The organism is Ralstonia condita, assembly GCF_958405655.1.
In the GTDB taxonomy this organism is placed as follows: Bacteria; Pseudomonadota; Gammaproteobacteria; order Burkholderiales; family Burkholderiaceae; genus Ralstonia; species Ralstonia condita.
In genome coordinates this window covers 419,482-443,133 of record NZ_CATYWO010000001.1, presented here as the reverse complement: position 1 = coordinate 443,133, position 23,652 = coordinate 419,482, and the positions used below count along the sequence as shown (strand labels likewise).

19 protein-coding genes and 2 pseudogenes are annotated in these 23,652 nt (G+C 65.9%); 8 read left to right on the top strand and 13 right to left on the bottom strand.

All coding sequences use genetic code 11. From position 1 onward, the window contains the following. Positions 1–114: 114 nt before the first annotated feature. The 3 genes from R2N03_RS02070 to R2N03_RS02060 all read left to right on the top strand — a co-directional run bounded on the left by R2N03_RS02070 (position 115) and on the right by R2N03_RS02060 (position 3,818). A complete protein-coding gene (locus R2N03_RS02070) occupies positions 115–1,551 on the top strand; it encodes an aldehyde dehydrogenase family protein (RefSeq protein WP_316654640.1) in 1,437 nt (478 codons plus the stop codon). A gap of 33 nt (positions 1,552–1,584) precedes the next feature. Continuing rightward, a complete protein-coding gene (locus R2N03_RS02065) occupies positions 1,585–2,343 on the top strand; it encodes an SDR family oxidoreductase (RefSeq protein WP_316654638.1) in 759 nt (252 codons plus the stop codon). A 149-nt stretch (positions 2,344–2,492) separates the two neighbouring features. After that, positions 2,493–3,818 (top strand): MFS transporter, encoded by a 1,326-nt coding sequence (locus R2N03_RS02060; RefSeq protein ID WP_316654636.1) that lies wholly within the window; start codon positions 2,493–2,495, stop codon positions 3,816–3,818. Positions 3,819–3,867: 49 nt separating this feature from the next. Here R2N03_RS02060 and R2N03_RS02055 read toward each other — a convergent pair whose 3' ends face one another. Genes R2N03_RS02055 through hemC form a run of 3 tightly spaced genes read right to left on the bottom strand, consistent with a single transcriptional unit; the run spans position 3,868 to position 8,168 of the window. Next, a complete protein-coding gene (locus R2N03_RS02055) occupies positions 3,868–5,061 on the bottom strand; it encodes a heme biosynthesis protein HemY (RefSeq protein WP_316654634.1) in 1,194 nt (397 codons plus the stop codon). Positions 5,062–5,063: 2 nt separating this feature from the next. Beyond that, complete coding sequence (hemDX, locus tag R2N03_RS02050) at positions 5,064–7,148, bottom strand: fused uroporphyrinogen-III synthase HemD/membrane protein HemX (RefSeq protein WP_316654632.1); 2,085 nt, start codon at positions 7,146–7,148, stop codon at positions 5,064–5,066. A 15-nt stretch (positions 7,149–7,163) separates the two neighbouring features. Continuing rightward, positions 7,164–8,168, bottom strand: a complete 1,005-nt coding sequence (gene hemC / locus R2N03_RS02045) for a hydroxymethylbilane synthase (protein WP_316654630.1) — start codon at positions 8,166–8,168, stop codon at positions 7,164–7,166. Between the two features lie 117 nt (positions 8,169–8,285). Here hemC and ppc point away from each other — a divergent pair, with 117 nt between their 5' ends. Beyond that, entirely contained in the window at positions 8,286–11,294 is a 3,009-nt protein-coding gene (gene ppc, locus R2N03_RS02040) for a phosphoenolpyruvate carboxylase (RefSeq protein WP_316654628.1), read from the top strand. Here ppc and R2N03_RS02035 read toward each other — a convergent pair whose 3' ends face one another. After that, positions 11,295–12,722, bottom strand: coding sequence for an MFS transporter (locus R2N03_RS02035; RefSeq protein ID WP_316654626.1), 1,428 nt, complete (start codon positions 12,720–12,722; stop codon positions 11,295–11,297). A 125-nt stretch (positions 12,723–12,847) separates the two neighbouring features. Between R2N03_RS02035 and R2N03_RS02030 the strand changes: the two genes are divergently transcribed. Further along, a complete protein-coding gene (locus tag R2N03_RS02030) occupies positions 12,848–13,747 on the top strand; it encodes a LysR family transcriptional regulator (protein ID WP_316654624.1) in 900 nt (299 codons plus the stop codon). Between the two features lie 33 nt (positions 13,748–13,780). Here the strand turns inward: R2N03_RS02030 and R2N03_RS02025 are convergent. Then, positions 13,781–13,957, bottom strand: a pseudogene (locus R2N03_RS02025) (ferritin-like domain-containing protein); the annotation flags it as partial. A gap of 219 nt (positions 13,958–14,176) precedes the next feature. Here R2N03_RS02025 and R2N03_RS20990 point away from each other — a divergent pair. The 3 genes and pseudogenes from R2N03_RS20990 to argH form a co-directional block, all read left to right on the top strand. Beyond that, positions 14,177–14,466, top strand: a pseudogene (locus R2N03_RS20990) (RNA polymerase sigma factor); the annotation flags it as partial. A 28-nt stretch (positions 14,467–14,494) separates the two neighbouring features. After that, the gene (locus R2N03_RS20985; RefSeq protein WP_343228921.1) at positions 14,495–14,911 is read left to right on the top strand and encodes an anti-sigma factor domain-containing protein; all 417 of its coding nucleotides are present in this window, start codon (positions 14,495–14,497) and stop codon (positions 14,909–14,911) included. A gap of 104 nt (positions 14,912–15,015) precedes the next feature. Then, positions 15,016–16,431, top strand: coding sequence for an argininosuccinate lyase (argH, locus tag R2N03_RS02015; RefSeq protein WP_232040723.1), 1,416 nt, complete (start codon positions 15,016–15,018; stop codon positions 16,429–16,431). A 74-nt stretch (positions 16,432–16,505) separates the two neighbouring features. Here argH and R2N03_RS02010 read toward each other — a convergent pair whose 3' ends face one another. The 8 genes from R2N03_RS02010 to fdh3B form a co-directional block, all read right to left on the bottom strand. Then, entirely contained in the window at positions 16,506–18,785 is a 2,280-nt protein-coding gene (locus tag R2N03_RS02010) for an arginine/lysine/ornithine decarboxylase (protein WP_232040727.1), read from the bottom strand. A 73-nt stretch (positions 18,786–18,858) separates the two neighbouring features. Then, the gene (dcd, locus tag R2N03_RS02005) at positions 18,859–19,425 is read right to left on the bottom strand and encodes a dCTP deaminase (RefSeq protein WP_004632155.1); all 567 of its coding nucleotides are present in this window, start codon (positions 19,423–19,425) and stop codon (positions 18,859–18,861) included. 173 nt (positions 19,426–19,598) lie between these two features. Then, positions 19,599–20,474: a formate dehydrogenase accessory sulfurtransferase FdhD gene (locus tag R2N03_RS02000; RefSeq protein WP_316654612.1), complete on the bottom strand. Its 876-nt coding sequence runs from the start codon at positions 20,472–20,474 to the stop codon at positions 19,599–19,601. A 92-nt stretch (positions 20,475–20,566) separates the two neighbouring features. Next, positions 20,567–21,109 carry a superoxide dismutase family protein gene (locus R2N03_RS01995; protein ID WP_316654610.1) on the bottom strand — a complete coding sequence of 181 codons (543 nt, stop codon included), beginning with the start codon at positions 21,107–21,109 and terminating at the stop codon, positions 20,567–20,569. Between the two features lie 79 nt (positions 21,110–21,188). Next, the gene (locus R2N03_RS01990) at positions 21,189–21,518 is read right to left on the bottom strand and encodes a hypothetical protein (RefSeq protein ID WP_316654608.1); all 330 of its coding nucleotides are present in this window, start codon (positions 21,516–21,518) and stop codon (positions 21,189–21,191) included. A 35-nt stretch (positions 21,519–21,553) separates the two neighbouring features. Next, on the bottom strand, positions 21,554–22,711 hold the full coding sequence (locus R2N03_RS01985; RefSeq protein ID WP_316654606.1) for a formate dehydrogenase subunit gamma: 1,158 nt from the start codon (positions 22,709–22,711) through the stop codon (positions 21,554–21,556). Between the two features lie 23 nt (positions 22,712–22,734). Continuing rightward, positions 22,735–22,980, bottom strand: coding sequence for a hypothetical protein (locus tag R2N03_RS01980; protein ID WP_316654604.1), 246 nt, complete (start codon positions 22,978–22,980; stop codon positions 22,735–22,737). Then, entirely contained in the window at positions 22,977–23,645 is a 669-nt protein-coding gene (gene fdh3B / locus R2N03_RS01975) for a formate dehydrogenase FDH3 subunit beta (RefSeq protein ID WP_316654601.1), read from the bottom strand. Before fdh3B ends, R2N03_RS01980 begins: the two co-directional genes overlap by 4 nt. Positions 23,646–23,652 lie beyond the last annotated feature (7 nt).

Here is a 23,652-nt window from a genome sequence, read left to right as displayed (position 1 = left end):
TGGTTAGAAAGAAAGGTCAAAATCTGTCGGCGGGCATTATAGCCCCTGGCACGGGGCACCCCTCTCGCACCCGTGCGAAAATCGCACGTTGCCGATCTTTGCAGGAACCCCCTCATGCACGCCCAGCACTTCATCGCCAACCGCCTGATGTCGCCCGATTCGGGCATGCGCATCAAGGTGTTCGACCCGTCCGACGGCCAACCCTTTGCCGAGATCGCACGCGGCAACGCGACCGACATCAACGTCGCCGTGCATGCCGCGCGGCGGGCCTTTGACGGCGTATGGGGCCAACTGCCCCCGGCCGAGCGTGGCCGGCTGCTGATGCGCGTGGCCCTGCGTCTGGCTGATCACGAAGAAGAACTGGCCCGCCTGGAGGCCCGCGACACCGGCAAACCGATGCGCCAGGCCCGCGCCGATGCCCGCGCCGTCGCCCGCTATTTCGAGTTCTATGCCGGCGCTGCCGACAAGCTGCACGGGCAGACCATCCCCTATCCGGCCGACACCACCGTGCTGACCGTGCGCGAGCCGCATGGCGTGACGGCACACATCATCCCGTGGAACTACCCGATGCAGATCTTCGGGCGCAGTGTGGGCGCAGCGCTTGCAGCGGGCAATGCGTGCGTGGTCAAGCCGGCCGAAGATGCGTGCCTGTCGATCCTGCGCGTGGCCGAACTGGCTGCGGAAGCCGGATTGCCCGATGGCGCGCTCAACATCGTGACGGGCTACGGCCACGAGGCAGGTGCAGCGCTGGCGGCCCATGCCGGCATCGACCACATCTCGTTCACCGGCTCGCCGGAAACCGGCAAGGCTATCGCGCGTGCCGCCGCCGAGAACCACGTGCCCGTCACGCTGGAGCTGGGCGGAAAGTCTCCGCAGATCCTGTTTGACGATGCCGATCTGGAGGCGGCCATTCCCGCCGTGGTCACCGGCATCATCCAGAACGCGGGGCAGACCTGCTCGGCCGGGAGCCGCGTGCTGATCGAGCGCACTGTCTACGAGGCCGTGCTGGACCGGCTGGCCTCGGTGTTCGAGGCAATCAAGGTTGGCCCGTCGGCGCTGGATCTGGACTGCGGCCCGCTCATCAACCCCAGGCAGCAGCAGCGTGTCTGGGATTTTGTGTCCGATGCGCAGCACGGCAACATTCCGGTGATGGCGCAGGGGCTGGTGGTGCCCGAGGCGCCAGAGACCGGCTATTACCAGGCGCCGATGCTCCTGCGTGACGTTCCGCACACGCATCGGCTGGCGCAGGAAGAAGTGTTCGGCCCACTGCTCGCGGCCATGCCGTTCGATACCGAAGCCGAGGCGCTGGCCCTTGCCAACGGCACCCCGTATGGACTCGTGGCGGGCGTGTGGACACGCGACGGCGGCCGCCAGTTGCGCCTGGCGCGCAAGCTCAGGGCCGGCCAGGTCTTCGTCAACAACTATGGGGCAGGCGGCGGCGTGGAACTGCCCTTTGGCGGCACAGGCCAGTCGGGCCACGGCCGTGAGAAGGGCTTCGAAGCCTTGTATGGCTTTACGACACTGAAAACGATCGCCATCCGCCACGATTAAGGCAGGACCACCACCACAGAACGAGGAGACATCATGCGACTTGCCGGCAAGATCGCCATCGTGACGGGCGCGGGCTCGGGTTTTGGCGAGGGGATCGCCCATACCTTCGCCCGCGAGGGCGCGCGCGTCATCGTCAACGACCTGAACGCGGAGGCTGGCGAGCGCGTGGCCAATGCCATTCGCGTGGCCGGTGGCGATGCGCATTTCGTGTACGCCGATGTGTCGGATGGCGGCGCCGTTGCCAACCTGCTGAGCGCGACGCTGGAGCGTTACGGCGATCTGCACATCGTCGTGAACAATGCTGGCACGACGCACAAGAACAAGCCCCTCCTGCAGATCACCGAAGACGAGTTCGACCGCGTGATGGCCGTCAACGTGAAGAGCCTCTATTGGACGGCGCATCACATGGTGCCGCACTTCCGGGCGCGCGGCGGCGGGGTATTCGTCAACGTGGCATCCACGGCGGGCATCCGGCCGCGGCCGGGGCTGGTCTGGTACAACGCCAGCAAGGGCGCCGTCATCACGGCCAGCAAAGCGATGGCCGCCGAGTTGGGGCCGGACCGCATCCGCGTGAACTGCGTCAACCCCGTGATGGGTGCCACCGGTCTGATCGAGCAGTTCATGGGGATGCCTGACACGCCCGAAAACCGCGCACGCTTTCTCGCGACGATCCCGATGGGGCGGCTGTCCACGCCGCAGGACGTCGCCAATGCCTGCCTGTATCTGGCCTCGGACGAAGCCGGATTCATCACAGGCACGTGCCTGGAAGTGGACGGCGGGCGCTGCGTCTGACCCCCGCCTACGGGGCGCTTGGCGGCATTGGCCGATCAGGCGCACAATGCGCGGGCGGTATGTCGGGCCGGTTTGCAAGCCTGCTTGGGATGACGGGCGTTGCCGACGAGGCGGGATCGGCCTGAATTCACAACAACTCAGGAGACCCGATGGCAACCACCACCCCACCGCTGGGCAGCGCAGGCACACTGCAACCCCAGTCCGCAAGCGCCTTCGAAGAAGCCACCTACCGCAAGGTGAGCTGGCGCCTGATCCCCTTCCTGCTGCTGTGCTACGTGGTCGCGTATCTCGATCGGGTCAACGTGGGCTTTGCCAAGCTGCAGATGCTCAACGACCTGAAATTCAGCGAGACGGTGTACGGCCTGGGTGCGGGCATCTTTTTCATCGGCTACTTCCTCTTTGAGGTGCCGAGTAACGTGATCCTGCATCGCGTCGGGGCGCGCATCTGGATCGCGCGGATCATGATCTCGTGGGGCCTCATCTCTGCGGCCATGATGTTCGTGACGACGCCGGCCATGTTTTACGTGATGCGCTTCCTGCTGGGCCTGGCCGAAGCCGGCTTCTTCCCGGGCATCATCCTGTATCTCACTTACTGGTATCCGGCGCATCGGCGCGGGCGCACCACCACCTCCTTCATGACGGCGATTGCGCTGGCAGGCGTGATCGGTGGACCGGTCTCCGGCTGGGCGATGCAGGCGTTCGCCGGCACCCACGGCCTGGCCGGCTGGCAGTGGATGTTTCTGATCGAGGGCATTCCGTCGATCATCGTGGGGATATTCGTGCTGCTCTACCTGGACGATCGCATCAGCCACGCGAAGTGGCTGACCGATGCCGAAAAAGCCCTGCTCGCCCGCAACATCGCCGCCGAGGAAGCCGAGAAAGAGGACCCGCCGATCGGCACCGTCCTGGCCAGCCCGCGCGTGTGGCTGATGAGCCTGATCTACTTCACCTTCGTGATGGGCCTGTATGGCGTGAGCTTCTGGCTGCCGACGCTGATCAAGCAGACCGGCGTGGCGGATCCGCTATCGGTGGGCCTGCTGACCGCGATCCCGTATGGCGCGGCAGTCATCGCCATGATCGTGGTGGCCCGCAGCGCCGACCGCACGCGCGAGCGCCGCTGGCACATCGCGATTCCGGCCATCGCGGGCGCGATCGGGTTGGTGCTGTCCGCCGTGTGGCACACCAACACGACGCTGGCCATGGCAGCCCTCACGCTTGGAACGATGGGCATCCTGACCACGCTGCCGCTGTTCTGGAGCCTTCCTACCGCCTTCCTGGCAGGCACGGGGGCGGCCGCCGGCATCGCGCTGATCAACTCGCTCGGCAACCTGGCGGGGTTCCTGAGCCCCTATGCCGTAGGCTGGCTGAAGGATGCCACGCAGAGCACCGATTCCGGCATGTACTTGCTCGCTGCGTCCATGGTGCTCGGCGCGATCCTCACGCTTTCGGTACCGGCATCGCGCGTCAATAAATAGGGAGCCTTGCCTTGCCCCACCGTTTGCAAGCGGTGGCGCAGGGCACGCTTCACTTGACGGCCAGCAGCGCGCTCTGGCGGTAATGGCGCTGCGCCTCTTCAGGCCGCTCTGTCTGCTCGTACATCTGCGCCAGGGCCAGGTGGGCCTGTGCGCGCAGGTGGCCGTGGTGCTCCGCGTCCGCATACTTCAACGCAGATTCGAGGCTCGACTGCGCCTTGCCCCAGAGTTGCTCCTTGAAGCAGAGCATGCCAAGCGTGTAGAACAGATCCGCATCCACCGGATGCTGGGCAAGCCATTTCTCGGCCTGCTGGATCAGCGGCAACGCCTTGCCCGGTACGGCGCAATCCGCGTAGCGACGGATCAGACGTCCATCCCAATGCACCTTGAGGCCATCTTCAACGATGCGCTTGGCGTCTTCCGTGCGGCCCAACTGCGCGAAATACAGCGCAGCCTGCGAGGCAATCCGCGGCGAGCGGCGCTCATCGGCGGTCAGTTCCCGCCAGAAGGTGCCAAGCGCATCGGCGTCGTGACGGCGCTCGGTCAGCAGCGTCTCGCAGGCCATCTGCTTGAGGCGCGCGGCCAGCACGGCGTGAATGGCGTTGCGTTTTTCCAGCGCGCGCGTCAGACGCAGCACCTCGCTCCAATTCTTCAGATGCTGGTGCGCGCGCAACGCAATGCGCTGCGCCTGGATCTGTCGCGCCCCCTGCGATTGCAGCTGTGCAATCTTCTCGAGCGCCCCCTCCGCGTCGCGCCCATCCACCAGCAGTTCGGCCATCGACACGAGTTTGGCCTGCTCGCGATCCGCCGAGGTGACCTCGGCCATCCAGGCGTCGCGGCGTTCGGTTTCCTGCATCCGGTGCGCGGCGCGAGCTCCGATCAGCGCCGCGGTCTCGCGTTGCGCGTCCCAGGCCTGGGCTTCGCGGGCCAGGCGTTCGGCACGGCCAAAGCGGCCCGCAAACAGGCTTTCCATCGCTTCACGCAGTGCCGCGGAAGCGCGCAGGATGCGTGTACGTTCACGATAGGCTGCGGCACGTGCTGGCATGCCGGCCACATGCTGGAACAGACGCATCACGAGATGCAGGACCACAAAGGTCGCCAGCAACGCAGCCAGCACGAAATTGAGCGACATCTCTATCCGGTACGGCGGATAGAACAGCACGACATTGCTCAGGTTGAGTTCGGTAAACAGCGCCAGCCCCACGGCGGCGGCAAACAGCAGCGCGACCCAGAATACCCAGCGCATGCTCACTCCTTACCCTGTCCGCGCGCGGCGGCGAGGCTGTCGGCCAGCGTTGGCAACTCCAGCGTGCCGACTGACGTGCGCACTTGTCCCAACAGGTTCCGCAAGGCGCTCACGCGCGGCGATTGCCCGTCGAAGTAGCGGGTCAGCAGCGTCTCGGCACGACCGAGATCGGCACGGAAGACGGCGTCATTGCGCGAAAGCAGCGCCAGGCGCGCATTCATCAACCGCAGTTTGAGATTCTCCCGCAGGAACCACGCCTGGTCTGACGACAGCAGCAGCGCCTCGGTCTGGTCTACGCGGCGCACCTGCACGATCTGGCCGAGCTCGCTGCGAACGTCGTCCCAGAGGCGGCCCCACCAGGCACGCACGCCGGCGGACCATCCGGTGCCGGCTGGCGCCGTCGATGCATCCGGCGTCGGGGCGGGCACATGCCGCTTTGCCTGCTTTGCCGTCCGGGTTGCCGCGGCATGCGGGCCCTGCGCAGCCTGCTCGGCCTCCAGGGGTTGCGCCGAAGACACCAACGGCAGCGTATCGACCGCGTTGATGGCGTCGTCCAGTCGCATGGCGGCGCCCGACAGGTCGATCGACGGCATCGCCTTGAGCTTGGCGATGTCGCGCGCCACCGCACGGCGCAGCGTGCTGAACTGAGGCTTGTCGAGCGTGGCCAGACGCGCGTCAATGGCCTGCAGCGCACTCAGTGCACTGGCCACATTACCGGTCAACTGCAATTGCTCGGCCATCACTTCCAGCGTGCGCTGGACCTCGGCACGTTGCCAATCGTCGCGGTTGCGCAGGAGGTCCTGGCTGGCCTGTTCGAGGGCGGACTGGCGATCCCGGGTTTCCGTCGTGCGGACATCCAGCGCGCCGAACTTCTGCTGCAGCTGGGCGACGGCGTCCTGATCGGCATGCGACAGCACGCGCATTTCCTGCGCCAGCGCTTCGTTCTGCTGCGCGCGCAGGCGGATGTCGCGCGCCAGGCGTTCGTTGCGCACCTGCAGGGCCGCCACTGCCACGACGATCACGGCCAGCACCGTCCAGATCAACCAGCCGCCACGGCGCGGTGCGTCGTTGACGATCATGCGGGGGGCAGCCGGCGCGGCGGCCGGCGTGGGTGCGGGGACCGGGCCCGGCTCGGCGCCCGGCGGCGTCGATGCGGGAACGGACGAGGAAACAGGAGTCTGCGTCACAGTGGAGAAAGAAGGAGAACGATTCGATTCGGCCGGCTCGGGCGCGGTGTGTGCGCCTGCCCAGGCCAGCACGCCGGCAAGCAGGCGATCGTCGCCGGCACCGGTGAGCGTCACGTTGCGAAAACCAAGCGATTGGGCCTGCTCGACGATGCGCGCATGGGGCGCAAAACAGTGTGCGCCGTGCAGGGTGTTGACCTCTGCGGGCGTCAGGTTGGCGCGCGCAAGGTCATCGAGATTGCGCACGGCCTCTGAGCTGGTGAGCGTCCACGCGTGGCGCCCCGCCAGCACGGCGCGCAATGCGGCCCAGGCTGCGGCATCGGGCACCGGCACGCTGCGGCGGTAGGCTTCTACCGCACGCACCGCCACGCCCGCCTCGCGCAATTGGTCCGCCAGCCACTCTCGGCCACCGTTGCCCCGTACGATCAGCACCTCCCGGCCGCGCAGCGCTGGCACATCGAGCTGGGCATACAGGGCTTCGGAATCCTGCCGCGCATCGTCGGCGTGGGAGTCGGGCCGGATCACGCGATGCGAGGGTGGCGCAACGCCATGTGCGGCCAAGGCTAGCGCGCTCGCGGGGCCCACGACGGCCACCGGCACGTCCGGCGGCCAGTGGAATCCTTCCGGCATGGCCGCAAACGCCTGCTGCACAGCATTGGGGCTGACGAACACAGCCAGCGCATACCGCGACGGCTCCCGCAGGGCGGCGCGCAAATCATCGAGATTCGGCGTCGGGGCGATATCCAGCAGCGGAAACTGATGCGTGCGCAGGCCATGCCGCTCGAGCGCGGCCACCAGCATGGGCGCCTGCGCGCGCGGACGCGTGACCACCACCACAGGCGGATCGGCGGGCGGGTGGGCGGCGGGTGGCGCGCTGGATGAGGTTGGCAAACGATCGTCCATGGCGTGCCGTGGTCGTCAGGTTGTGGGCGGAGCGTCGGCGCCCAGCATGGCGAGGATGTCGCGCGCGCCGCCGTTCAGCATCTGCTGGGCCACCTGCACGCCCAGCGCGTCGGCTTCGGCTGCGGTGGCCGGCGTGGCGTGGCTTTCTGCGGCGAGCTTGCGCGAGCCATCCTGCGAGGCCACGAACGCGCGCAGACGCAGTGTGCCAGCATCCGTCCACTGGGCGAACGCGGCGAGCGGAACCTGGCAGGACCCGCCCAGCATGCGCGAGACCGCACGCTCGGCCGTCACGGCCATCGCGGTCGGCGCGTGATGCAGCGGCGCCAGCCAGCCCTGCACATCGGCGCGATCTGCGCGGATTTCGATCCCAAGCGCGCCCTGCCCCGCAGCCGGCAGCGATTCTTCCGGCACGATGGTCGAGCGGATGCGGCTGGCCAGGCCCAGGCGCTTGAGCCCCGCGGCCGCGAGAATGATGGCCGCATAATCGCCACGATCCAGCTTGCCGAGCCGGGTATCGAGGTTGCCGCGCAGCGGTTGGATGGTCAGATGCGGAAAGCGCGCCCGCAGGGAAGCCTCGCGGCGCAGGCTTGACGTCCCGACGACGGCGCCGGGCGGCAGCGAGGCCAGATCGGCGAAATCGTTGGAAACGAAGGCGTCGCGCGGGTCTTCGCGTTCGAGAATGGCCGGCAGCGCGAAACCTTCCGGCAGCTCCATCGGCACATCCTTGAGCGAATGGACGGCCAGATCGGCGCGCCCCTCGGCCAACGCAACTTCCAGTTCCTTCACGAACAAACCTTTGCCCCCCACCTTGGCGAGCGAGCGGTCGAGGATCTGATCACCGCGCGTTGTCATTCCGAGGATAGACACGTCGCATGCGGGATAGTATTTTTGCAATGCAGCACGCACGTACTCGGCCTGCCAGAGTGCAAGTCGGCTTTCGCGCGAGGCAATGACCAGCCTGGTCGGCGCCTGTGCTGTCAGAGTGGATTCGACGGAGGTCGGAGCGGCGGTAGAAGACATGCGGCAATGGTAGCACGCAGCTTTTTCACCACAGACCGGCCATCACGTGGAAGTGATGCAGAAAACCACGGCCGGCAGGCACCCTTGATCCTGCCCAGCTATCACCCAGGAGACACCATGACGCAGTCCGCCGCGCGCCGAGCTTCCTCGCGCGCGACCCCCGCCCGAAAGGCCCCCGCCGCCCCCGCAAAGACGGCCAAGACCGCCAAGACTGCCAAGACTGCCAAAACCACCAGCAGGCCGGCTCCCAAGGTCAATGTCGTGGAAGCGACCAACGGCGCATCACTCGGACCGACCTCGCGCCGCTCGTCGGGCAGCGCAGCGGCAAAAGACCAGCCGCTGAAAGAAGACATCCGCTTCCTGGGGCGCCTGTTGGGCGACGTGCTGCGTGAGCAGGAAGGCGCTGCCGCGTTCGAAACCGTCGAAACCATCCGCCAGACCGCCGTCCGCTTTCGCCGTGACGGCGACCGCCAGGCCGAGCAGGAACTCGACCGCCTGCTCAAGGCGCTTTCGCGTGAGCAGACCAACTCGGTGGTGCGTGCGTTCAGCTACTTCTCGCACCTGGCCAACATTGCCGAAGACCAGCATCACAACCGCCGTCGCCGCGTGCACGCGCTGGCGGGGTCCTCGCCGCAGGCGGGCAGCCTGATGCATGCGCTGCTGTCCGTTGCCGATGAGGGCATCTCCGGCGAAACGCTGCGCCGCTTTTTCGACGCCGCGCTGATCGTGCCGGTGCTCACCGCCCACCCGACCGAGGTGCAGCGCAAGAGCATTCTGGATGCGCAGCGTGAAATCGCCCGCCTGCTGGCCGAGCGCGACACGCCGCTCACCGCCCGCGAACGCGAACGCAACACGACGCTCCTGCGCGCACACGTGACCAAGCTGTGGCAAACCCGCATGCTGCGCACGACGCGCCTGATGGTGGCCGACGAGATCGAGAACGCACTGTCGTACTACCAGACCACCTTCCTGCGCGAGATTCCCGCGATGTACCGGGAGCTCGAGGAAGACATCGCCAGCGTCTTCCCGCGCCGCGGGGCACGGGGCGAACCGACACCGTTGCCGGCATTCTTCCAGATGGGCTCGTGGATCGGCGGCGACCGCGACGGCAATCCGTTCGTCACGGCGCAGACGCTGCGCTATGCCGCGCGCAAGCAGGCCAGCGTGATCCTCACCTGGTATCTCGAAGAAATCCACGCGCTCGGCGCCGAGCTCTCGATGTCGACGTCGCAGGTGGAGGTCAGCGCCGAGCTGCTGGCGCTCGCCGAGCGCTCGCCCGACCGCTCCGAGCATCGCGCCGATGAACCGTACCGCCGCGCGCTGATTGGCGTGTACGCGCGCCTGGCCGCCACCTGCCGCGAGCTCACCGGTGAAGACGCCGGCCGCCACGCCGTTGGCCCGGCGCCGGCATACACGAGCGCGGATGAACTGCGCGCCGACATCCAGATCGTCACCGATTCGCTGGCCGCCCATCACGGCGAGGCGCTGGCCGATGCGGGCCTGACATCGCTGGCGCGCGCGATTGACGTGTTCGGCTTCCACCTCTCGTCGATCGACCTGCGGCAGGTGTCGGACGTGCACGAAGCCACCGTCGCCGAGCTGCTGAAGGTTGCCGGCGTGGAGGGCGCCTACGCTGCGCTGTCCGAGGCCGACAAGCGCACCCTGCTGCTGCGCGAACTGCAGCAGCCGCGTCTGCTGACCCTGCCGTTCCATGCGTACAGCGAGCAGACCACGTCGGAAATCGACATCTTCCGTGCTGCCCGCGAAGTGCGCGCCCGCTACGGCAACCGCATCGTGCGCAACTACATCATCTCGCATACCGAGACACTGTCCGACTTGCTGGAAGTGATGCTCCTGCAGAAGGAAGCCGGCATGTTCCGGACCGGCATGAACGGCGGCGGTGGCGCAGCACTCGACGTGATGGTGATCCCGCTGTTCGAGACCATCGAAGACTTGCGTAATGCCCCGCAGATCATGGGCGACCTGCTCGCCCTGCCCGGCTTCGATGCCGTGCTGGCCGCGCAGGGCAACGAGCAGGAAGTCATGCTCGGCTATTCGGATTCGAACAAGGACGGCGGCTTCCTCACCTCCAACTGGGAGCTGTACAAGGCCGAGCTGGCGCTGGTGGAGCTGTTCGAGCGCAAGGGCGTGCGCCTGCGCCTGTTCCATGGGCGCGGCGGCACGGTGGGCCGCGGCGGCGGCCCGACCTACCAGGCCATCCTGTCGCAGCCGCCGGGCACGGTGAACGGGCAGATCCGCCTGACCGAGCAGGGCGAAATCATCTCCAGCAAGTTCGCCAATCCGGAGATCGGCCGGCGCAACCTGGAAACCATCGTCGCGGCCACGCTGGAAGCGACGCTGCTGCCCACGCGCAACCGTCCGAAGGGCCTGGAAGAGTTCGAAGCCGCCATGCAGGCGCTGTCGGATAACGCCTTCGCCGCGTACCGCAACCTCGTCTACGAGACCCCGGGCTTCAAGGACTACTTCTTCGCCACCACGCCCATCACCGAGATTGCCGACCTGAACCTCGGTTCGCGCCCGGCCTCGCGCAAGCTGATGGACAAGAAGCACCGCCGCATCGAAGACCTGCGCGCGATTCCGTGGGGCTTCTCATGGGGCCAATGCCGTCTGCTGCTGCCGGGCTGGTTCGGCTTTGGCAGCGCGGTGCAGCGCTGGCTCGATGACGCCGGCAACGCCAAGGCGAAGGCGGCGCGTCTTGCCACGCTCAAGCGCATGCACAAGCAGTGGCCGTTCTTTGCGAACCTGCTCTCGAACATGGACATGGTGCTGTCCAAGGCCGACCTGAACGTGGCCTCGCGCTACGCGCAACTGTGCGAAGACCGCAAGCTCCGCAACGCGGTGTTCTCGCGCATCTCGGCCGAGTTCGCGCTGACCGAACAGGTGCTGGCGGCCATCACGGGGCGATCGGAGCGGCTGGCGGACAACCCGCTGCTGGCACGTTCCATCAAGAACCGGTTCCCGTACCTGGACCCGCTGAACCACTTGCAGGTGGAACTGCTCAAGCGCTTCCGCTCGGGCAAGGCCGGCAGTGACGATGCCCGCGTGCGGCGCGGCATCCACCTGTCGATCAACGGGATTGCCGCCGGGCTTCGCAACAGCGGCTGATCAGGCCGCCAGCGCGGTGGCGGCCGGGCGCCGGCTCAGCCACGCCATCGCCATCGCGCCGGCGTACGACAGCGTCATCAGGCCAAACACCAGTGGCGAGGCGTGCGTCAGATTGGGCACCACCGTGACGACCGCGCCCGCCGCTGCCACGCCCAGCAAGCTTCCGGTCTGCCGCGCGGCGTTGAGCAAGCCCGACGCCGTGCCGGCCAGCTCGCCCGGCGCCGCGGACAGGATGGTCGACGTCATGGGCGCAATCGCCAGCGCGGTACCGCCGCCGTAAGCCATCATCGTCGCGCTCACCACCCACAGGCTCACATGGCCCGTCAGCGCAGCCGACGTTGCCAGCAAACCCGCTGCGCCGATCACGAGGCCGCTCAGCATCATCGTCGGCGGCGAAAAGCGCGCCATCAGCTTGCCCGCGAAGATGTTGCCTGCCGACAGGCTCACCGCCATCGGCAGCATGACCAGGCCCGTTTGGCGCGCGCTCAGATGCTCGACGTTCTGCAAATGCAGGCTCAGCGCGAACAGGGCGCCGTAATAGCCGAAGTTCAGCAGAAACCCCACGCCGTTGACCGCGCCCAGCGTGCGATGCCCCAGCCAGGCCAGCGGCACCAGCGGCGCATGCGCCCGGCGTTCCGCCAGGACGAACAGCGCGCCGGACACCACCATCAGCAGTGCGGCACCCCACACCCAAGGCGATAGCGCGCCGCGCACCGGCCATTCAATCGCGGCAAAACACAGCGCCGCCAGCATCACCGCGCTCGTCGCCTGCCCTGCCCAGTCAAACGGCCTGGCGCGAGCAGGCTGCACATGGCGCACGATCGCCCACGTGCCCAGCATGCCGACCACGCCCAGCGGCACGTTGATCAGGAAGGCACTGCGCCAGCCGTATGTGTCGACCAGCACGCCGCCCAGCGCCGGGCCCACGGCTGCGGCCGTCGCGACGATGGCGCCCCACAGGCCAATGGCCCAGGCGCGCTCGTGCGGGTCCGCGAACGTGCTGCGAATAAGCGAGAGCGAACTCGGCAGGAACATCGCCGCGCCTACACCCTGCAGGATGCGCGCGGCAATCAGCGTGGTGACGGAAGGCGCCAGCCCGCAGCCGGCCGAAGCCGCGATGAACACCACCATCCCGGCGATGAACACGGTCCGCGCGCCGATGCGATCACTCAGCAGCCCGCCGGTGAGGATGAACGCGGCGAAGGCAAGCGTGTACGCATCGACGATCCACGCAAGCTCCGCGACGCTGCTGTGCAGGCTGTCGCGCATGGCAATGAGCGCCACGTTGACCACGGTGGTATCGAGCACCGCCATGAAGACGCCCGATGTCAGGATGCCCAGCGTGGCATTGCGGCGCCACCGGCTGAGGTGCGGTTGCAGGTCGGAGCACGAGGCGGCACCGATGGCTTGGGCGTTGCAGGAAGACATGGCAGAACCGTTTGGCAATTTCACGCAGCCAAGTGTAGGCTCGGCGATGCATGCAAAAAAGCAGCGTTTTCGCATTGCGCCACTGCAAATTTGCATCTGCCTGCCAATCGAAACCGGAGCTAAACGTGAACTGGGACAATGCGCGCATCTTCCTTGCCGTCGCACGTACCGGAACGCTGCGTGGGGCAGCACAACGCCTGGGGGTCGACCAGGCCACGGTCGGCCGCCGCCTTGCCGCGCTGGAGGGCGAACTGGCCGCGAAACTGTTCCTGCGCACCTCGACGGCACTGGTCCTCACCCCTGCCGGCGAAGCGCTGATCGGCCCCGCTGAGGCCATGGAGCAGGCGGCGCACACCATCGAGCGGCGCGTGGCCGGCATCGATGAGCAACTGGCTGGCACCATACGCGTGGCCACGACCGACACGATGGCCGCCGCTTTCGTGCTGCCGGCCATTGCACAGTTGCGGCAACGGCATCCCGGCATCGACGTGGTCTGCATCGCCTCCAAGAGCATCGCCAATCTGACCAAGCGTGAAGCCGATGTCGCCGTGCGTACGCTGCGGCCGGATGCGCCGGACCTCATTGCGCGCCGCATCGGCCAGATGGAAACAGGTATCTATGCGTCGCGCAGCTACGTCGCCGCGCGTGGGGAGCCAGAAGAGGGCACGGCGTTCGAGGGGCACGATCTGGTGCTGTACCCACGCAATGAGGTGCCGTGGATGTGGGAAGACCTCTGCGGCGAGCCCATCTCGCGGGGGCGCGTCGTCTTGCAGAGCAATTCGGCCATGGCGATCCTGGAAGCGGTCGCCGGGGGCATGGGTCTCACCGAACTGGTCTGCCGCCGTGCCGAGAGCTATCCCGATCTGGTGCGCGTCCTGCGTCACCGCCGCGGCATGCAGGATGTCTGGCTCGTCACGCATGCCGACCTGCACAAGACCGCCCGCGTGCGTGCGCTGATGGATTGCATCGTCGAGGCCTTCGAGACCCCAAAAAAAACCGCTACGCCGAACGAGCAGACGGCGTAGCGGCCGGGAAAGCTTCAGACGCTCAGATGCGGATCAACTGACGAAAGCCACGGGCACCGGGTCTTCACCCAGCACCGACAGCAGCACGGCCCAGTGCATCGCCTCGTCGCCCAGGATGCTGGCGGCGGCCTTGGTCAGGTCGCGTGTGTAGAAATTCGGCATCACGCCGACGTACGCGGACGTGGCGCCCTTCTCCAGTCCGGCGGCAAAGCCGCCCGCCGGCGCGTGTCCATGCGCCGGGTATCGGCATCGAATCGATCCATCTCAATGGTCCGATCCATCGGCGCGCTCCTTTGCGTTCGTGAGAGACGCGGCAAGCCGTGGGCGTTTGTCGGACGCCTGACTACGTATACGCAGCGCACCGCCAACTGGATGCAAACCGAGGCTCGGACGACGTGTATTGCGCCGCGGGTGCGATTTCTTCCTACCCTGGGGCAGACCGCCTCACAAAGCCCGCCCGCGTTCACCGTCCTACGCTCCCATGCAGATCCCGTAGGGCAAGACGCCGACCAATCGCCGTCGGCAGCACCAAGCCGAGCGCAAGGTGCGGATGCGGAAGCCCTGGCTGCCGTGCTGCAGCGCGTCGGCCTCCGCGATCGCGATGGCCAGCGGACCCTCCATGCGCGTTGTGCGCCGAAACTGTTTGGCCTCGCGCTGCGTATCTTGGTCAGGAAGGATTGGCGGAGGACGTCTAGCAGGAAAGCTTGGTCAACCTCTGGTGCTGGCCTCTGGCGCGCCGACACGTCAGTGGCAGCGCTCGTTGCGCCCGTTGCCGTCGGGCAGAACCCGCGGATGGCACACCCGTTGGGCGAGGCGCTCAGGGTCAGCGCGGTGGCCGTATTGCAGAACGCGCAAGCACGGGCCGCCGTCCTGGCCGCTTGGGATGCAGGCACACGCCTGCTGTCGCTGAAGCGACTGGATGCGACGCCACTGACTGCGGATCCGGCCCTGCAACGCTGGGCCTTGCCTGCGGACGGGCATCCGGGATCACTTGCGGTGACCGGCCGTCAGCGCACGGTGCGGCTGATCGTGGCGCAGCCGCTTGGGCAATTGCAATCGCCTGCATTGGCCATCAGCGTCGAGCCGCGTGGTGGCTCGCCCAATCCGGAGGGGCCGATCGGGCCGGTCGTGCTCCAGGGCGCGCTGATCGACAGCACGCTGTAGCTCGCGCCGGACAGGCGGCCGGAGGGCCCTGCGGGCGATATAATCGCGGTTTCCTGAATTTGCGGCTGGTGCCTCGCTGGCCGCGCTCCTCCAGCTGTCCGCCCATGACCTCCCAACTCGCCAAGAAGGCCGAAGCGTGGTCCGCCCGCTTTAACGAGCCGGTGTCCGATCTCGTCAAGCGCTATACCGCGTCGGTGTTCTTCGACAAGCGCCTCGCACTGTTCGACATCCAGGGCTCGCTCGCGCACGCCGCCATGCTCGCCAAGCAGGGCATCATCGCCGAAGCCGACCGCGCTGCCATCGAAAAAGGCATGGCGCAGATCCGCCAGGAGATCGAGGCCGGCACGTTCGAGTGGAAGCTGGACCTGGAAGACGTTCACCTGAACATTGAAGCGCGCCTGACCGCCATGGCGGGCGACGCCGGCAAGCGCCTGCACACTGGCCGCTCGCGCAACGATCAGGTCGCCACCGACATCCGCCTGTGGCTGCGCAGCGAGATCGACAACATCGTCGGTCTGCTCAAGGCCCTGCGCAGCGCGCTGCTGGACTTGGCCGAGCAGCACACCAACACCATCGTCCCGGGCTTCACGCACCTGCAGGTCGCGCAACCCGTGGTGTTCGGCCACCACCTGCTGGCCTACGTCGAGATGTTCACGCGCGACACCGAGCGCATGCTCGACGCCCGCAAACGCGTCAACCGCCTGCCGCTGGGCGCCGCGGCGCTTGCTGGCACGAGCTACCCGATCGACCGCGAATTCGTCGCGCAGCAACTGGGCTTTGACGGGGTGTGCCGCAACTCGCTGGATGCCGTGTCCGACCGCGACTTCGCCATCGAATTCTGCGCCGCCGCCGCGCTCGTCATGACGCACGTCTCGCGCTTCTCTGAAGAGCTGGTGCTGTGGATGAGCCCGCGCGTGGGCTTTATCGACATTGCGGACCGCTTCTGCACGGGCAGCTCGATCATGCCGCAGAAGAAAAACCCGGACGTACCGGAACTGGCGCGCGGCAAGACCGGCCGCGTCAACGGCCACCTGATCGGCCTGCTCACGCTGATGAAGGGCCAGCCGCTGGCGTACAACAAGGACAACCAGGAAGACAAGGAACCGCTGTTCGACACCGTCGATACCGTGGTCGACACGCTGCGCATCTTTGCCGACATGGTGCCGGGCATCACCGTCAAGGCCGACGCCATGCGTGCCGCTGCGCTGCAGGGCTACGCCACCGCCACCGATCTGGCCGACTACCTAGTCAAGCGCGGCCTGCCCTTCCGCGATGCACACGAAGCCGTGGCCCACGCCGTGCGCGCGTGCGACGACCTGCGTTGCGACCTGGCAGACCTGTCGGTTGCGCAACTACGTGACATCTGCGGCCTGGGCGACAAGTCCGACCTCATTAGCGACGATGTGCACGCCGTGCTGACGCTGGAAGGCTCAGTCGCTTCGCGCAACCACATCGGCGGGACGGCGCCGGAGCAGGTGAAGCAGGCCATTGCGTTTGCACGGGCCGCGCTGGCTGAATAATCGGCTGCACGCTTCAAACAAAAACGCCGCGCTGATCAACTCAGCGCGGCGTTTCTGTTTTGTGTGGCTGAAACTCAGCGCACGCAGTCGACGAAATACCCCATCTTGCCGTCGACCTCTTCCTCGACCAGACCATGAATGTCGGTCTCGAAGCCCGGGAATAGCTTGTTGAACTGGCGGGCGAATTGCAGGTACTGCACGATCGTCTTGTTGAAGCGCTCGCCAGGGATCAGCAGCGGAATGCCCGGCGGATACGGCGTCAGCAGGATGGCGGTGATGCGGCCCTCCAGGTCGTCGATTGCCACGCGTTCGGTTTCACGGTGAGCCATCTTGGCCCAGGCGTCCGACGGCTTCATCGCCGGTTCCATGTTCGACAGGTACATCTCCGTCGTCACGCGAGCCACGTCGTTGGCCTGGTAGACGCTGTGGATGCTGTCGCACAGCTCGCGCAGCCCGATGCGCTCGTACTGCGGATACTGGCGCACGAACTCCGGCAACACACGCCATAGCGGCTGGTTGTTGTCGTAATCATCCTTGAACTGCTGCAGCTCGGTCACCATCGAGTTCCAGCGGCCCTTGGTGATGCCGATGGTGAACATGATGAAGAACGAGTACAAGCCGGTCTTCTCGACGATGATGCCGTGCTCGGCCAGGTAGCGCGTCACGATGGCGGCCGGGATGCCCGAGTCGCTGAACTTGCCATCGACGTCCAGGCCCGGGGTGATGATGGTGGCCTTGATCGGGTCGAGCAGGTTGAAATCTTCGGCCAGGTTGCCGAAGCCGTGCCAGCGCTCGTTGGCCTTGAGCATCCACGCTTCGCGGTCCTCGATGCCTTCGTCGGACAGGTCGTTCGGGCCCCAGACCTTGAACCACCAGTCGTCGCCACGCCCACTGCCACCGTTCGTGCCGACGTATTCCTGCTCCACCTTGCGCATGGCGCGGCGGAAGTCCAGCGCTTCGGCAATGCTCTCTTCCACCAGCGCAGTGCCGCCCGGCGCTTCCATCATTGCCGCGGCCACGTCGCACGAAGCGATGATCGAGTACTGCGGGCTCGTCGACGTGTGCATCAGATACGCCTCGTTGAAGCGGTACGTATCGAGCTTGCGCGTTTCCGAATCCTGCACGAGGATCTGCGAAGCCTGAGACAGGCCGGCCAGCAGCTTGTGCGTGCTCTGCGTGGCAAACACCAGCGCGTCCTTGCTGCGCGGGCGGCCGTGACCAATCGCGTGCATGTCCTCGTAGAAGGGGTGGAACGACGCATGCGGCAGCCACGCTTCATCAAAGTGCAGCGTGTCGATCTCGGTCGACAGCATGTTCTTGATCATCTCGGCGTTGTACAGCACGCCGTCGTACGTGCCCTGCGTGATGGTCAGGATGCGCGGCTTCTTATTTTTGGCCTGGCTGGCGAACGGGTGATCGGCGATCTTCTTGGCGATCGTTTCGGGCTCGAACTCGCTCTTCGGGATCGGCCCGATGATGCCGAAGTGGTTGCGCGTCGGCATCAGGAACACGGGGATCGCGCCCGTCATCATGATCGCGTGCAGGATCGACTTGTGACAGTTGCGGTCCACCACCACGATGTCGCCGGGCGCCACGTTGGCGTGCCACACCATCTTGTTCGATGTCGACGTGCCGTTGGTCACGAAGAACATGTGATCCGAGCCAAAGATACGCGCAGCGTTGCGCTCGGACGCGGCCACCGGGCCCGTGTGGTCGAGCAACTGGCCGAGCTCTTCCACGGCGTTGCAGACGTCGGCGCGCAGCATGTTCTCGCCAAAGAACTGGTGGAACACCTGCCCCACCGGGCTCTTCAGGAACGCCACGCCGCCCGAGTGCCCCGGGCAGTGCCACGAATACGAGCTGTCCTGTGCGTAGTCGATCAGCGCCTTGAAGAACGGCGGCGGCAGTGAATCGAGGTAGTTGCGGGCTTCACGGATGATGTGTCGGGCCACGAACTCAGGCGTGTCCTCGAACATGTGAATGAAGCCGTGCAGCTCGCGCAGCACGTCGTTCGGCAGATGGCGCGAGGTACGCGTTTCGCCGTACAGGAAGATGGGAATGTCCGCGTTGCGACGACGCACTTCGGCCACGAAGGCGCGCAGGTTCTCAACCGCCTGGGGTTCGGGCTTGTCGTTGTCCGGGTTGATGAATTCATCGTCGTCGATCGAGACGATGAAGGTGGACGCGCGGCTCGACTGTTGGGCGAACGAGGTCAGGTCACCATAGCTGGTGAGGCCGGTCACCTCCATCCCCTCATGCTCGATGGCCTGGGCCAGCGCCCGAATGCCCGACCCGGAGATGTTCTCGGAGCGGAAGTCCTCGTCAATGATGATGACGGGAAAGCGGAATTTCATCGTGGTTCCTTATGGATGAAGCTAAAGGCACCGCTCCGGATACGCCTGAACGCGCGGAAACGGACTACAAAAACTAGGTCTTGGGCAGCGTCACGCCGTGCTGGCCCTGGTACTTGCCACCACGATCCTTGTACGAGGTTTCGCATTCCTCGTCGCTCTCGAAGAACAGCACCTGCGCGCAGCCTTCGCCGGCGTAGATCTTGGCGGGCAGCGGCGTGGTGTTGGAGAACTCCAGCGTCACGTAGCCTTCCCACTCGGGCTCGAACGGCGTGACGTTGACGATGATCCCGCAGCGCGCGTACGTGCTCTTGCCCAGGCACACGGTCAGCACCGTGCGCGGGATGCGGAAATACTCCATCGTGCGGGCCAGCGCGAACGAGTTCGGCGGGATGATGCACACATCGCCCTTGAAGTCGACAAACGACTTCTCGTCGAAGTTCTTCGGATCGACGATGGTGCTGTTGATGTTGGTGAAGATCTTGAATTCGTCGGCGCAGCGGATGTCGTAGCCGTAGCTCGACGTGCCGTAGGAAACGATGCGGCGGCCGTCGGATTCACGCACCTGGCCGGGCTCGAACGGCTCGATCATGCCGTGCTGCTCGGCCATGCGGCGGATCCACTTGTCGGATTTGATGCTCATGGAGCGTCCAGGTACCTTGGATGAACAAATGGGGGCAGGCTTCGCGGTGCGAAAACTGTCCCCATTTGGTCACGCCGGCGGCCGGGCCCGCATCGGAAGGCGGATTGTACTCCCAAACCTGTGATGGAAAACCCTGTGGTGGCCGATACCTTGCAACGGCCAGCGCCAGCCGCTTAATGCCCCGACGCCACGGCTTGGGACAGTTCACCGCGAGGGCCGACGACGCCCGCCATCTCAGGTTCGGCCACAAAACGTTCACGTCCGCTATAGAGCAGGAAGTGTCGGCCAGTGCACCGCGCAAACAGCGTCAGATTGACACGCTGCGCCATCTGGTGGCCCATCTGCGTGACGCCCGAGCGCGACAGCAGGAACGGAATCCCCATCTGCGCGCCCTTGATGACCATCTCGGAGGTGAGGCGCCCGGTGGTGTAGAAAATCTTGTCGCCGCCGTCCATGCCTTCGAGCCACATCCGGCCGGCGATGGCGTCCACCGCGTTGTGGCGGCCGACGTCTTCAATGAAGATCAACAGCTCGCCGCGTGCATCGAACAGCGCGCAGCCGTGCACCGAGCCCGCCTGTTTGTAGATCGATTGCTGCAGGCGGATGGTATCGACCACGCGGTACAGCGTCGTCTGCGTCATGCGCGCCTCGGGCGGCAGGTGGATGGCGTCAATCTCGTCCATCAGCGACCCGAACACGGTGCCCTGCCCGCAGCCCGTGGTGACAGTGCGTCGGGCGGTCTTCTCATCGAGGTCGGCGATCCCGCCGCGCGTCGTGACGGCGGCCGATTCGGTCTCCCAGTCGACCTGCACGGAGGCGATCTCTGCCACGCTGCCGACCAGACGCTGGTTGCGCAAATAACCGAGCACCAGGGCTTCGGGCGCGCCGCCCAGCGTCATCAGCGTCACCAGTTCGCGCTTGTCGAGATAGACCGTCAGCGGCCGTTCGCCAGGGATGTGGACCGTGCGTGCACGGCCCAGCTCGTCGAGGACTTCGACCTCGTCGAGAAGCGGAACAGAAGCGTTGGTCAGTTCGGGGCGCAGTGGCATCAGGTTTTCGTTCAAACAAAAATGCGCACGGCAAGCGTGCGCATCGGCAGCCGGCAGGCGCCCATCCTCGGACGGGCGCGACAGTCCGGCGATCAGTTCGCCACGATCACGCCGCAGGCGATGCGCCCGCCGGAGTTGCCGGTGGGCTGGGTTACATAATCGTCCTTGCCGGCATGCACAACCAGCGCATGGCCTACCAGGCTGGTCGGACCAGGGGTGAGCGTCACGCCGGAAAGAACGATCGAACCAACGGCCTTGCCGTTGGCGTCCGACTGCAGCATCGGGATATCGCCGGCATGGTGCGCGCCGTGGCGCGGATCGCCATGCTGCTGTCCGGTCGGGTTGAAGTGGCCGCCTGCACTCATGGCGTCCGGCGAGGAGCAGTCGCCCTTCTCGTGTACATGGAAACCAAACATGCCGTTGGCCGGCAGGCCGGAAATGTCCACGGCCATGGCAACCCGATTGTCGCCTTGCTGCGCCAGCTTCACGCTGCCCTGCACGGTGCTGCCACTCTTGGGCGCCAGCACTGCCGAAGCCGCCATGCCCGAATCGGCCATCTTGGCAGTCGACGCGGTGTTCGATGCGCAGCCAGCCATCAGGCCGATCGTGGCAAGTCCAATCACGAGTTGCTTCATGTGTCACCTCCAGTCAGGGTTCACTCAGGGAGCGGACGATTGTACTGCCGGATGATGAATGCGCAACATCTGCGCTGGATCAGCCTTTTGCCGCGGGTACCGGACCCGTGGCGGGGGCGACAGGCACCGGCGGGACGAACGGGCCCGGATCGACACACGGTGCGCCCGGCTGCGTATGGGCGCCCTTGCCACTGGCCTGGTAGGCGCCGACAGCCTTGTCCTGGGCCTTGCACAAGTGGAATGCGGCCACCTTGTCGCCCCAGGCAGCCTTGGCCTTGTCGGCTTCGGCCTTGGCTTTCTGCGCGTCCGTGGGCGCGGGCAGCTTGGCGCAGACCCATCCGCTTGCCAAGCTCAGTGCGGTGGCAGCAAGGGTCGTACCCAGGGCACGCTTCATTGTCAGCGGATACATGGTGAGTTTCCTTGAATCGATCGCCTTGGCTGGCATCACAACTTGGCCGGCTGCTCGCTCGGGCGGGCCGCTGGTGGCTGCGAGCGCTGCGCCGGGATCTTGCCGGCCTTGACGTCGTCGTACCAAAGCTCGTGGTGCTCCTTGGCCCAGGTCTCGTCGACATAGCCTTCGCGCATGGCGCGATATGCGCCTTCCATGCCGATCGTGCCGACGTAGATGTGGACCAGGGACAGGCAGATGATGCCCACTGCGGCAATCGCGTGGATGATTTCGCCCAGTTGCATGGTGCTGCGGTAGTAATCGACACCCGGAACGATGCGGTCGAGCATCCAGCCTGACACCGATAGCACCAGTCCAAGCATAACCATGCCGACCCAGAACCAGATTTTCTCGCCGGCGTTGAAGCGATGCGACGGCACTTCGGCACCGTGCTCGGACGAGAACATGCCGCCCAGGGTCAGCAGCCATTTCAGATCACCGCTGCGCGGCAGGTTGTCGCGTACCCAGATCACGAACGCAACGATGATGCTGACCGTGAACAGCGGCCCAAGCAGGTTGTGGAGGTTCTTGAGCACGTACGTCAGCCAGCCAAACAACTGATGGCCCATCACGGGCAGCAGGAAGTGCTTGCCCCAGAGCATGATGATGCCCGACACGCCAAGGGTGACGAACGAAATCGCCATGGTCCAGTGCACGTAGCGCTCGGTGGGCGTGAAGCGCTCGATGACGCGGCCGGTAGGCGCTTCCTTCAGCCGAATCGGGCCTCGCCACAGGAATACGCCCAAGATCAGAAGCGGCACCAGCACGACCAGCCAGCCGCCCCAGACGGTAATGACGCCATTGCGGAACAAGCGCCATTTCTGCCCCGTGCGCTGGATCAGCACACCCGCCTCCAGCCCAGGAATGCTGGCGTAGTGCGCCTGGTCAGAATTCACCTCGCGCCAGACAGGGGCGTTATTGCCGGGTTGGGTCGTCCGGCGTGCAGCCTGGTCCTTCGCTTCCTTGGCAAGGTCGCGCTTTTTCAGGTCGAATACATTTTCCGAGACGATGTTGGAGAGAGGCTGAGCCGACTGAACGGCCGGGTTCACCGGCATGCTGGCGGCTGGCGCACTGGCCGGCTGTTGCGCACCGGCAAGCGCCGCCGCGCTGCCGAGCAGCAGCGCCATGATCCAATGTTTCCAAGAAGTGCCCATGGACGGACCTCCGCTTGCGCGCGTCATGGCGTCTTGTTGTACTCGTTCTGATACTGACCGCGCGCGCGGATCTGGTTCTCCCAGCTCGTGCGGTCGCCGGGCGTCCAGTTCTTGGCCATGAACGGATCGCCCTCCGCGCCCTGGTAAGCGGGTGCGTCGCTCTTGCGGAACGAGGCTAATGCCGTCTGTGTGCGCTCACCGCAGGCGCCGAGCAGCAGCACGGCACCCAGTGCGATCAGCACACTGGCTGCTCTTGTGCGCGGGCTCATGATTGCGCTCCCGGCACCGAGGCGGGCGCGGCGCTTCCGGGTTGAGCAGCCGGACCTGCCTGGCCACCCTTGCCATGCGCACCGCCATAAGCCGTACCCCACCCGAACAGATCGGCGCCCTTGCCCCGTTTCATGACCCGATTGCGCAAGATGTCCGAGATCACATCGCCGTCGCCGCCGAGCAGCGCCTTGGTCGAGCACATCTCCGCGCACAGCGGCAGCTTGCCTTCGGCCAGACGATTGCGGCCGTACTTCTCGAATTCTTCCTCGCTGCCGTTCTTCTCCGGGCCACCCGCGCAGAACGTGCACTTGTCCATCTTGCCGCGCACGCCAAACGTGCCCTGGCTCGGGAACTGCGGCGCGCCGAACGGGCAGGCATACGAGCAGTAGCCGCAGCCGATGCAGACGTCCTTGTCGTGCAGCACGACGCCGTCTTCGGTGCGGTAGAAGCAGTCCACCGGGCACACCGCCATGCACGGGGCATCCGAGCAATGCATGCACGCCACGGAGATGGATTTCTCCGCGCCGATCATGCCGTCGTTGATGGTGACCACGCGGCGTCGGTTCACGCCCCAGGGCACTTCGTGTTCGTTCTTGCAAGCTGTGGCGCAGGCGTTGCATTCGATGCAGCGCTCGCTGTCACAGATGAATTTCATGCGTGCCATGATCGCT